This window comes from Pseudoalteromonas agarivorans, from assembly GCF_024518735.1.
Classification (GTDB): domain Bacteria; phylum Pseudomonadota; class Gammaproteobacteria; order Enterobacterales; family Alteromonadaceae; genus Pseudoalteromonas; species Pseudoalteromonas atlantica.
Window position 1 is genome coordinate 231,455 of the sequence record NZ_JANIGJ010000008.1, and the last position, 11,857, is coordinate 243,311.

General features: G+C 40.6%; 8 protein-coding genes and 5 tRNA genes. 3 read left to right on the forward strand and 10 right to left on the reverse strand.

Features of this window, described 5'->3' with window-relative positions; translation table 11 throughout:
• Positions 1-15: 15 nt before the first annotated feature.
• Positions 16-2,388, forward strand: coding sequence for a P-loop NTPase fold protein (locus NQT65_RS15545; RefSeq protein WP_256851506.1), 2,373 nt, complete (start codon positions 16-18; stop codon positions 2,386-2,388).
• A gap of 92 nt (positions 2,389-2,480) precedes the next feature.
• Here NQT65_RS15545 and lnt read toward each other — a convergent pair whose 3' ends face one another.
• The 5 genes from lnt to miaB are packed head-to-tail and all read right to left on the reverse strand — an operon-like array spanning position 2,481 to position 7,946.
• Positions 2,481-4,031: an apolipoprotein N-acyltransferase gene (lnt, locus tag NQT65_RS15550; RefSeq protein ID WP_256851507.1), complete on the reverse strand. Its 1,551-nt coding sequence runs from the start codon at positions 4,029-4,031 to the stop codon at positions 2,481-2,483.
• Positions 4,012-4,896: a CNNM family magnesium/cobalt transport protein CorC gene (gene corC / locus NQT65_RS15555; RefSeq protein WP_004589463.1), complete on the reverse strand. Its 885-nt coding sequence runs from the start codon at positions 4,894-4,896 to the stop codon at positions 4,012-4,014. Before corC ends, lnt begins: the two co-directional genes overlap by 20 nt.
• A gap of 22 nt (positions 4,897-4,918) precedes the next feature.
• A complete protein-coding gene (gene ybeY / locus NQT65_RS15560; protein ID WP_024033864.1) occupies positions 4,919-5,377 on the reverse strand; it encodes an rRNA maturation RNase YbeY in 459 nt (152 codons plus the stop codon).
• A gap of 4 nt (positions 5,378-5,381) precedes the next feature.
• Positions 5,382-6,440 (reverse strand): PhoH family protein, encoded by a 1,059-nt coding sequence (locus tag NQT65_RS15565; RefSeq protein ID WP_004589461.1) that lies wholly within the window; start codon positions 6,438-6,440, stop codon positions 5,382-5,384.
• A 57-nt stretch (positions 6,441-6,497) separates the two neighbouring features.
• Positions 6,498-7,946 (reverse strand): tRNA (N6-isopentenyl adenosine(37)-C2)-methylthiotransferase MiaB, encoded by a 1,449-nt coding sequence (gene miaB, locus NQT65_RS15570; RefSeq protein ID WP_256851508.1) that lies wholly within the window; start codon positions 7,944-7,946, stop codon positions 6,498-6,500.
• Positions 7,947-8,190: 244 nt separating this feature from the next.
• Between miaB and NQT65_RS15575 the strand changes: the two genes are divergently transcribed.
• Complete coding sequence (locus NQT65_RS15575) at positions 8,191-9,372, forward strand: FAD-dependent monooxygenase (protein ID WP_256851511.1); 1,182 nt, start codon at positions 8,191-8,193, stop codon at positions 9,370-9,372.
• Positions 9,373-9,527: 155 nt separating this feature from the next.
• Complete coding sequence (locus NQT65_RS15580) at positions 9,528-11,117, forward strand: putative bifunctional diguanylate cyclase/phosphodiesterase (RefSeq protein WP_256851509.1); 1,590 nt, start codon at positions 9,528-9,530, stop codon at positions 11,115-11,117.
• 4 nt (positions 11,118-11,121) lie between these two features.
• Here the strand turns inward: NQT65_RS15580 and NQT65_RS15585 are convergent.
• The 5 genes from NQT65_RS15585 to NQT65_RS15605 form a co-directional block, all read right to left on the reverse strand.
• A tRNA-Gln gene (locus NQT65_RS15585) sits at positions 11,122-11,196 on the reverse strand.
• 39 nt (positions 11,197-11,235) lie between these two features.
• A tRNA-Leu gene (locus NQT65_RS15590) sits at positions 11,236-11,320 on the reverse strand.
• A gap of 123 nt (positions 11,321-11,443) precedes the next feature.
• Positions 11,444-11,518 (reverse strand) — tRNA-Gln (locus NQT65_RS15595).
• A 40-nt stretch (positions 11,519-11,558) separates the two neighbouring features.
• Positions 11,559-11,643, reverse strand: a tRNA-Leu gene (locus NQT65_RS15600).
• A gap of 123 nt (positions 11,644-11,766) precedes the next feature.
• Positions 11,767-11,841, reverse strand: a tRNA-Gln gene (locus NQT65_RS15605).
• Between the last annotated feature and the right edge of the window lie 16 nt (positions 11,842-11,857).

An 11,857-nucleotide genomic window follows, 5' to 3' on the forward strand; every position in this document is an offset into this window, starting at 1 on the left:
AGTACATGGATGAATATGGTCACTTTTTCTCGTTATATAACATTAATTGTATATGGGGTTATTACCTATTTTTTATTTTCAATTTTGTCTTCTATAACGAGTATTCAAACTCTTTGGTACAATTGGGCTAATCTTCTCCACAAAACATTTAATACTTCAAATTTTGCACCTCTGTATGGTTACGTTACATTATTATTTTTAGCAGGCTTAGCCGTAAATAAAATAGCAGATAGTTTCTCTATCTATAATTCAAAAAGGTACTGGCAGTTTAACTGGCGGTATCCTTCGCTAATGATATCTGTAACATGGACTATTACTATTTGGTTGTTTTTTGAATCTAAAACGGCCAGCATTTTATTTAGTTTAGATTTAGTGTCTATATATTTACCTCTTTTAAGTGGATTAACACTTTTACCTGCATTAGAGTTTTTAAAAGTTCGTATTACGCAAAAAATAACTCCTCTATGTATTGATGACCCAAAAAACAATGCTTCAACGCGGCATATCGCTAAACAAATTCAAGAAACTTTATGCGATGAGAAAAATCAAGCAAAGAGTAAACGCATTTTAATATGTGGCCCGTTTGGTGTGGGGAAGACAACGGCTATAAATTTAGCTATTGGTAAGTTAAAAAGTAAAAAAGAATGGCCAAAATTAGTTCATTGTAACGTTGATTTATGGGGTGTTGAGGCTGAATCTATTATCCAATATGTATTAGATGAAGTGCTAATAGCACTAAGCACTGAGATTGATATGTGCAGGTTTCGCTCTTTACCGTCGCACTATATTTCAGCTATGAATGCAGGTAATACGTCTTCTAAAATATTTGCAGCGTTTATGCATAAACCTAAATCTCCAGATGCACTTTTAAAAAGCTTAAGTGATGTAATTAATGCCGCAAATTTAAGGTTATTAGTAACAATTCAAGATCTCGATCGAAATCAAAAAGCGTTAGACAGCCTTCATGTGCTTGCCGGCCTGCTAGATAGACTAGAAGAGCTGCAAGGTATTGATTATATTTTTGCAGGTGAAAACCGCCCAGAGTTTTCAGATACATTATTAAGAATTTGCCCAATACGGTTTGATTTTTCAGTCCCTGATTTAACAGATGATATAACTAAATTAGCAGATGGATTAATTGATGAAAATTTACAAAAATATTATAAAGATGTGCTGCCGAATTCTGAGGTAAAGAAATGCCCAGAATTAGTTGATTTGCTACTACCGTCGTTTAGAGATTTTGAATCTTTGAGTAGCCAAGTTAAATCTTCTTGGGAAAATATTAAAGGAGAGGTTTTACTTTATGATTTTATATTAATTCAAGCTCTAAAAAATAATCAACCAAAATTCCACGATACCTTATATCAAATTTTATTGGGAGAAATATCAACGAAAGGCTTAAGGGTTAATGCTTTTATCAACGAACATTTTTCTGATTGCACGCCACAGCTTAAAGTTATTATAGAAGGTACACTTATTCATTTGGGCTTGATTGAGTTATATGATGTGATGCCAGATGAAGACAATGAAACCTTGGGGAGGATTATCTCCTTAAAAAATATTACGAATCATCTGTTATCTATCAATAGCGAACGAATTTATAGCATTTTATTTTCTGGATTTCTCGACAATAATACGTTAAAGAAAATGAAGGTTTACAAGAGTTTTACTAAAATTGTTCAAGGTGATAAGGATAGTGTAGGCGTTTTATGTAATGGATTTAAAGATGTTAATGCACGACGGGTCTGGGCTGATTCGTTAAATTCGTATGGTTGGGTTATGCTACATAATCAATTAGAAGATATTAATATAGCTAAACTCCTTATACACAGTGCAATTAAATTTGATGAAACAGAAGGCTCAAAAGATTTATTAGACAGCTTAGTTATACGAAAAAATATGTTTATGAATCCTAGAAGTGGTTTAAAAAGTTATCTATTTTCCGAAGATGCCATAGTAGATTTATTGGAATTAAGACGGCATTTAAATCATGACACTTTTTTCATAGTATGCTTTATTTATATGAGCTTTAGACACACGCATAGGTTCCACGATAATGAGCGTATTGATGTTAGTAAATCCCTTAATTCAATTATAAATAGCTTTTTAAATAGTGACTCAAAGGGACAGGTTATTTTACTCTTATTTTGTCATAACGTAGGTAGTGTAAAGGATATATTAGCGCTATTGGATAAAAGCACACTGACTCTATTATCAGGATTATTTAGTAACATGGAGTTCGAAGCAATATACCTTGAGTACGCAGCAACTATAAGTGCAATGTATGATAGCTCATATAAAAAAACTGTTTATTATGAAGAACGGTTTATTCAAGATAAAAAAGAAGCCTTAGCTGTAGTGAATGGGGTTCTAAGTACTAAAACCTAGCAGAATAGACTGATTTAGTTTCTGATTATTTGAAAGCATATTCACAAAATTTTAGAAAGGTACTAAATACATGAAACTTAGTACCTTAGAGCTCACTTCCTAAACCTAACCCCAATTCCACCGAACATCATCAACACCACAACCCCCCACACAAAAATGTTTCCGTATTGACTGTACACACTGTCGCCTTGTATAAGCTTTATATCGGCTTTCATGGTCGCGGCTTCAAACTGTGGCATGGTTTGCTGAGTGTGGCTTATTGGGTCGTATACGGCGCTTACGCCATTGTTGGTAACACGTACCAGCGGGCGTTGTAATTCTAATGCGCGCATGCGGGCTATTTGCATGTGTTGTAATGGCCCAATAGAGTCGCCAAACCAGGCATCGTTACTTACGGTAAACAGCAAGTCAGAGTCGCTTTTGTAATTACCGCGTACTAAATCGGCAAATACTATTTCGTAGCAGATGGCAGGTAGCAGGTTAAAGCCATTGGCGCGTAGGTTGTTTTGCACTCTATCGCCACGGGTAAACGATGACATAGGTAAATCAAACAATGGCGCTATAGGGCGCAGTACATCCTGAAATGGTACAAATTCGCCGATAGGTAACAACTGGTGTTTACGGTAGCGGTTTTTGTCTAGGTAGCGGTAATGGCCGTGCTCGTCGTTGTGTTCTTTATTACCTACCACAATAAGGGTGTTGTAAATGGTTTTGGTGTCGAGCTGGTAGTCAACAATACCGGTAACTAATGCGGTTTTATTAAACGAGGCCGCGCTGTCTAAATTGGCTAAGTAAGTGTCGGCAAGGGCTTCTATTTCGGGCACGGCGGCTTCGGGCCATACCACTAGGTCAGCATCCCAGTGTGGGCGCGTTAGGTCTTGGTACTTGCTCATGGTGGTCCAAAACTCACTGGGTTCAAAACGCAGGTGTTGTTTAATATTACCTTGTACCAATAAGGTCGACATTTCTTTGCCAGAGTAGTGATTATTACCGGTATTTAATGCGCCAATAACAAGTAACGCTAAAGCGGCTGCGCTTATTAGTGGGGTTTTAAAATCTTTTTGGGTGAGCCTGTAAAGGGCAAAACCAATGCCAACACAGGTAAGCGTTAAGCCAAATTCGCCAATATAAGGCGCAAGCAGCCTAAGCGGGCCATCTGTTTGTGTATAGCCAAAACTTAGCCATGGAAAGCCGGTCAGTAAGTGTCCACGTAAGTATTCACTAATGGCTATAGTGGCAATTAGAAGTGCCCCCATGCTTTTAGGGCCACTTGCAAAGCGAGTTGCAGCCCAAAACGCCAGCGCCGGAAACAGGGCTAAATATGAGCACAGTAAAGCCATTAACGAGAGCGATGCTATAAGCGGCATGCCGCCAAAGGTGGCAATAGATACGTGCACCCAGCTAATACCCGCGCCAAACCAGCCTAAGCCAAATATAAAGCCATATTTAGCGGCGCTTTTTGCGTGCGCTTTGCCTGTGTTGTTTGGGTTAATACAAAAAATAATGGCGGCAATGCTAAAAAATGCGATGGGCCAAATTTGGTAGGGGGCGTAGCCAAAAGTTAAAATAAGGCCCGCAACCAGTGCGAGCCATGCTTTTTTATCTTTTACTAACAGGGTGAGTTTAGTTAGTAGTTTCTTCACTGTCGTTTTCATCAACCTTAGGAACGGTGACTTGCAGTTGTAAAATACGACGGTTATCAGAATTAGTTACTTTAAACTGATAGTCGTCTATTTCAATTGTTTCGCCGCGACTTGGCATATGGCCAAATGCGTGTAGTACCGTGCCGCCAATGGTATCGGCTTCATCGGTGCTGTAACCTGTTTTAAAGTACTCGTTAAAGTCATCTACAGGGGTGAGCGCTTGTACTACGTATACATGCTTAGCAAGTTGGCGAATATCTTGTTGATCTTCTTCTTCGTCGTGTTCATCTTCGATTTCGCCGACGATTATTTCAAGAATATCTTCAATGGTTACAAGTCCCGATACACCGCCGTATTCGTCAATTACAATAGCCATGTGGTAGCGTTGCTGACGAAATTCATTTAGTAGGGTGTCTACGCGCTTGCTTTCTGGCACTACCATGGCTGGGCGTAAATATTCGCGCAGTGAGGGTAGGTGCTCATCTTTATTTAAAATAAGCGGCAGCAAGTCTTTTGCGAGCAAAATACCTTCAACGTGGTCTTTGTCTTCACACACCACCGGAAAACGCGAGTGGGTGGAGTCGACCATCATGGGGATCAAATCTTCAAGGGGGCTGTCGACCTCAAGTGTGACCATTTGTGAGCGCGGGATCATTATATCGCGCACTTTAAGCTTGGATACACCAAGCACACCTTCGATCATTTCTTTGGTTTCTGGGTCGATTACGTCACGCTCTTGCGCGTCGGCAATTACTTCAACCAGCTCTTCTCTATTCTGGGGTTCCCCTTGCAACATTTGGGCTATGCGGCCCATCCACGTTTTGCCAGAAGAACCCTGGCTAGATTGCGAGTTATCGTCGCTCATTGCGTCTAAATGCTCCGTTAATTTAAATTTCGTCCCGGTATGGGTCAGCTATGTTTAGCTCTGCAAGTAATTGCTTTTCTATGCTTTCCATCTCAAAAGCGTCTTCACTCTTTATATGGTCAAATCCAAGTAAATGCAAGCATCCATGAATAACCATATGGGCAAAGTGGTCATGAAATGACTTTTCTTGCTCGATTGCCTCAGCTAATACAATGGCTGGGCAAATTATTAAATCACCTACTAATGGCAAATCAATGCCTGGCGGTGCTTCAAATTCGAACGACAACACGTTGGTTGGTTTATTTTTACCACGGTAGTCGTTGTTTAATTGTTGTGATTGCGCTTCATCGCTTATAACGATGCTCAGCTCAGACTCATCACGAAACTTGCTCAGGGCTTTATCGGCCCACAGTGCAAATTGTTCTTCGCTTGGGAGGTTGTCAAACTCACACGCTATTTGTAAATCTAATTCGGTGCTCACGGTATTACTCTTTAGTAGAAGGCGGCTGTTGAGCGGCAAGTTGCTCTTTGGCTTTTTGTTTTTCTATACGCTTTAGTCGCTCGCTTTCGTCATTGCGCTCGTAGGCTTCGACAATACGGCCAACAACAGGGTGGCGAACAATGTCGTGCGATTGGAAAAAGTTAAAGCTAATTTCTTCAACATCGCTAAGTACTTCTATTGCATGACGAAGGCCTGAGCGCGCACCGCGTGGTAAATCAACTTGTGTTATATCGCCCGTTATTACTGCTTTAGAGTTAAAGCCTATACGGGTTAAAAACATTTTCATTTGCTCGGCGGTGGTATTTTGGCTTTCATCTAAAATAATAAACGCATCATTTAGTGTACGGCCACGCATGTAAGCAAGTGGGGCAATTTCAATAATGTGTTTTTCAATAAGCTTTTCAACTTTTTCAAAGCCAAGCATTTCAAATAGCGCGTCGTAAAGAGGGCGCAGGTATGGGTCTACCTTTTGGCTTAAATCGCCTGGTAAAAAACCTAGTTTTTCGCCGGCTTCTACCGCTGGGCGGGTAAGTAATATACGACGAATTTCTTGGCGCTCTAGAGCATCTACTGCGGCTGCAACTGCTAGGTATGTTTTACCTGTACCGGCAGGGCCAATCCCAAAGGTAATGTCGTGATGCAAAATATTAGCAACATACAAACCTTGGTTGTCGTTACGCGGTTTAATTACGCCACGGCGGGTTTTAATAAACATTTCTTTGCCGTACGCACTTTGCGGCACTTCTTGTTCTAGGGCTTTTGATTCGGTAATGGCTAAATGTACGTTGTCGGGCTCTATTTCACCAATTTCGCCACGAACAGGTTGAGTATCAACATAAAGGTTTTTTAAAATGTCTACGGCCGCGGCACTTGAGTGCAGTTTACCTGTTACTTTAAAAAAGTTGTCGCGGTGGATTATTTCAACACCTAGGCGGCGTTCAATTTGTTTGATGTTTTCGTCAAACGGGCCACATAAAGAAGAAAGGCGTTTGTTGTCGGCAGGTTCTAAATAAATCTCTAATGTTTTTAACTGATTACTCAAAATTACTTCCTATTCGGGTGCGCCAGTAAGGGTTACTGGCGCAATGAATTTATACAACTACGGTACGAAAGTAGCTACGCCAATTTCGTTGATTGTATCGATTTTTGGCTCAACGCTTGCAGCTTTTGTTAAAATAGCTGAAGGAGCAATATCACGACGTAAGTTCATTTCTGATTCTGTACGAATTAAATCGCCACGTAAAGAGTTTGGTAACGCTTCGGTAATACGTACATCAACAAACTGGCCGATCACTGTGTGTGGGCCAACAAAGTTAACTACACGGTTGTTTTCGGTGCGGCCACGTAATTCCATTGGGTTCTTTTTAGAAGGGCCCTCAACTAAGATACGTTGCTCTGTATCAAACATTTGGCGGCTAATTTGTTGTGCCATTTGTGTAATACGGTTTTGTAGTAGGTATAAGCGCTCTTTTTTCTCTTGCTCTGATACGTCATCAGGTAAGTCGGCGGCAGGCGTACCTGGACGCGCACTGTAAATAAAGCTAAAGCTCATATCAAAGCCAATGTCGTTAATTAGGTTCATTGTGGCTTCAAAGTCTGTTTTGCTTTCACCTGGGAAACCAATAATGAAGTCTGACGACATGCTTAAGTTAGGGCGAATTTTACGCAGCTTACGTATTGTTGATTTGTACTCAAGCGCTGTATGGCCGCGTTTCATTAAATTAAGAATACGGTCTGAACCACTTTGCACAGGTAGGTGTAAGTGATCAACAAGCTCTGGTACATCAGCGTACGCATCAATAATATCTGGCGTAAACTCTACCGGGTGCGAGGTGGTGTAACGAATACGGTCAATGCCATCAATCGCTGCTACATAACGGATTAAATCTGAGAAGTAACAAATTTCGCCATCGTGTGTTTCACCGCGGTATGCGTTTACGTTTTGACCCAGCAGGTTTACTTCACGTACGCCTTGCTCGGCAAGTTGCGCAACTTCTAATAATACGTCATCTAATGGGCGGCTAACTTCTTCTCCACGGGTATAAGGTACAACACAAAAAGTACAGTACTTAGAACAACCTTCCATTATTGATACAAATGCAGACGGGCCTTCTGCTTTTGGCTCTGGTAAACGGTCAAACTTTTCAATTTCTGGGAACGAAATATCAACCACCGATGAGCCTTTGTCGCCTTGCACTTGTTTAATCATTTCTGGTAAACGGTGCAATGTTTGTGGGCCAAAAATAACATCAACAAACGGTGCGCGCTGGCGAATAGAGTCACCTTCTTGTGAGGCAACACAACCACCTACACCAATAATTAAATCTGGCTTGTCGTCTTTTAATAACTTCCAGCGACCTAATTGGTGAAATACTTTTTCTTGCGCTTTTTCACGAATTGAACAGGTGTTAAGTAAAATAACGTCGGCGTCTGCTGCTTCTTCCGTTAGCTGGTAGCCGTTGGTAGCATCTAAAAGATCAGCCATCTTCTGAGAGTCGTACTCGTTCATCTGACAACCCCAAGTTTTGATATGCAGCTTTTTGCTCATTGAAATATAGCCTCGTGTTCAATTCGGTAGTGGCACAAAAATGTGCTTAAAACGGGATTAAGGAGCAAGGTTGCTCACTTAAAGGACGCGTATTTTAGCTGGATACCCGCCCAGATCCAAGTATAGTTTTCATGTTTGTGATCTCAAATCAATACACAGGCAGTTTAATAGCGTGATAGTTATATACTCTCGCACTAATGCGGGGAGTTACGGTACAATCAAAACAGTTTCACGTATTAACCAAATGATGAAAAACATGACTCAAAACAAAGTGATTGTTGTAGGCGCTGGGATGGTCGGTGCGGCCATGGCCATAAAGCTTGCACAGCAAGGAAAATCAGTACAAATAATAGAAAAAACACTGATTAACGCCGACGCCATTTTAGCAAGTGATCAGGTAGATATACGGGTATCGGCTATTAACCGTTTTTCAGAAAACCTGCTGGACGAGCTAGGGGCTATGCCTATTTTAAGGCAAAATCGATTAGCACCTTACACGCAGTTAGAAGCATTTGAGCGCGGTGGCGACAACCTATTATTTGATTGCGCCGATATTAATACTTCGCACTTAGGTCATTTAATTGAAAACAATTTAATACAAGCAAGCCTTTGGCAGCAGTTTGCACATTATAATATTGAGGTTATTGAACAGCCAGCACCTTTAAGCGCTATTGAGCAAGACACAACGTCAATCACCCTCATTTATGGCGATACCCGTTACACTGCTGATTTAGTTATTGCAGCCGATGGCGGGCAATCGCAGCTACGTGCCAAGGCAAATATTGGTGTAACAGGGTGGCAGTATCAGCAGCACTGCATGGGCGTACTAATAAAGCTAGATGCGCCGCAGCAAGTAAAAACATGGCAACAATTTACCCCTACAGGCCCGTTAGCCTTTTTACCTATGCAGGCGCCATACGCTAATTTAATTTGGTACGACAGCGCCAATACCTTACAAAACTTTAAAGGGTTAACGGCTGAGCAAATTAAAGCGCATGTTTTAAAGAAGTTTCCGCTTCTTGCAGGGGATTTTGAGGTGCAAAGCCATGCGGTATTTCCGCTTACCCGTCAGCATGCAAATAATTACTCTAATGGGCGTTTGGTCTTAGTGGGCGATGCGGCTCACACAATTAACCCACTGGCCGGGCAAGGCGTTAATTTAGGTTTTCAAGATGTGGTAGCACTCGCACAGGCACTTGACGACGCTGATGATATTGGTTGCCCGCTAAAACTAAAAGAATACGAGCGAAGCCGCCGTAAAGCCAACCTATTAATGATGAGCATGATGGATGCGTGTTACTTTGGTTTTTCTAACCAAATTACGCCACTAAAATGGGCACGCAGCCAGTTTTTAAAAATGGCTAACAATACCGGTCCTTTAAAAAACTGGGTATTAAAATACGCCATTAGTGGGGAGCTTAATTAAATCCGCTTAAGTGATTGGCTAAATTAATAAATGCACGGCCAATCACTCCCTTTCTTATGCCACTTGGCACCTGCATAGTTGTCACTATTAATTTATTCCGTTATTGCGTTTTTTTGCCATACTCAAACTACTAACCAATTAAAAGTTGTGTGTTTGTGGATAATTTTTTTATTTTTATACTCATTGTCGGCGCTTTGCTATTAACGCTGAGCATTGTGCCAACAATAAAAATTTGTAAAAAAACTAACCGTGTTTCCTGGATTTTGCTACTGGCGCTTATTTTTAGCTTTATAGTGGGTTATTGGTATGTACTTTATTATTTTGTAAATAACGATATAGCCGGATTTATTGCTATGAGCGTATCGCTAATTTTATTTGGCGGGGGCGCTTTTGTTTATTTAGTTATTCAGCTCAGTTATAAAAGTATTTTAAAAATAGACAGCTATGCAAAACGTCAACGAACCCTTGCCGAAAACGACAGCTTAACTGGCCTCCCTAATCGAAAAAAGTTTTTTCAGGTGCTTAACAAACAAGTTAAGTACGAGCCTTCGTTTTATTTAATGCTTATAGATTTAAACCGCTTTAAATCGATCAATGACTCATACGGCAATAAAGTAGGGGATATGCTGTTAAGCATTTTTTCAAAAACTCTCAGCCATAATATTGTGGGAATAGCCAAGCTGTACCGTTTAGGCGGCGATGAATTTGCACTTATTGTTGATAGCTCAGCCAATGAGGCAATTGATTTATGTATTGAAGCAATAAAAAAATCAACCAAACACCCATTTCATATTTACGAGCATAGTTTACGTGTACACGTGACTGTGGGAATAACAACCTTTGCGAATCACTCGTCGCACGCTAATGAGCTATTAAAGCAAGCAGACTTAGCACTGCATGAGGCTAAAGACACACAGCAACTGTATGTACATTACTTTGAGGCGCTGAGCACCCGAGCAAATGAGCTTTCAAATATGACCTCACGTATTAAGCATGCCATTAAAAACCACGAATTTGAGCTTTATTTACAGCCTATTTTTGATGCCAGAGCCGATGAAGTACATGGTGCAGAGGCATTAATACGCTGGCCGCAAAGTGATGGCTCTTTTATTAGCCCCGAGGTATTTATTGGCATTGCCGAGCAAAGTGGGTTGATATTAAATATTTCTAAATGGGTGCTACTAGAAACAATAAAGCATTTAAAGGTGTTAAAAGCAGCTGGGTTTATAGGTTCGTTGCATGTAAACCTTTCTACTAAAGATTTAGAAAGCCCGGAGTTTTATGAGTTTGTTGAAGAACTAGTAAAGCATGACCCAACGTTAAGCGACGCAATTATTTTTGAAATAACCGAATGCGCCATGATGACAAACCTAGAAGCCGCCCGCACAATGATGCAAAAACTAAATAGCAGAGGGTTTGAATTTAGTGTAGATGATTTTGGTACTGGTTTTTCTTCTTTGGTATTACTGCGAGAATTACCAATAAGCCAAATAAAAATAGATCAGTCATTTATAAAAGACATGCTGACTCAAATAGCAGATTACGCGATTGTTGAATCGACATTGTTTTTAGCGACGCGACTTAATTGTAAAGTGGTGGCAGAGGGAATAGAAGATAACGATCTTAAACAAACATTAACACTAATGGATTGTGATTATTTGCAAGGGTATTATTTTAGCAAGCCAGTAAACATTAATGAGTTTATACACAAATATGCTAATGAGGAAGAGTACAGGATAATATAGAAATTGGCTGGGATACCAGGATTTGAACCTGGGAATGCCAGGATCAAAACCTGGTGCCTTACCGCTTGGCGATATCCCAACGCTAAATTTGGAATAGTTTTAGTTCTAGATAAGAACATGGTGCGGAAGGAGAGACTTGAACTCTCACATCCTAAGATACTGGAACCTAAATCCAGCGCGTCTACCAATTCCGCCACTCCCGCATTTTACATACACAGGTGTTAATGTATAGGAACCTAAATCCAGCGTCTAATTCAAGACAACTGCTAATTCCGATACTCCCGCATATGGTCATTCTTTATAGCAATTTCTTTGGTAGAAGAAATTGGCTGGGATACCAGGATTTGAACCTGGGAATGCCAGGATCAAAACCTGGTGCCTTACCGCTTGGCGATATCCCAACAAAGAATTAGCTGATTATTTTAGTTCTTATCGAGAACATGGTGCGGAAGGAGAGACTTGAACTCTCACAACCTAAGTTACTGGAACCTAAATCCAGCGCGTCTACCAATTCCGCCACTCCCGCATTTAACATACACAGGTGTTAATGTATTGGAACCTAAATCCAGCGTCTAATTCAAGACTACTGACAATTCCGATACTCCCGCATACTGTCATTCTTTATAGCAATTTCTTTGGTAGAAGAAATTGGCTGGGATACCAGGATTTGAACCTGGGAATGCCAGGATCAAAACCTGGTGCCTTACCGCTTGGCGATATCCCAACAAAGAATTAGCTGA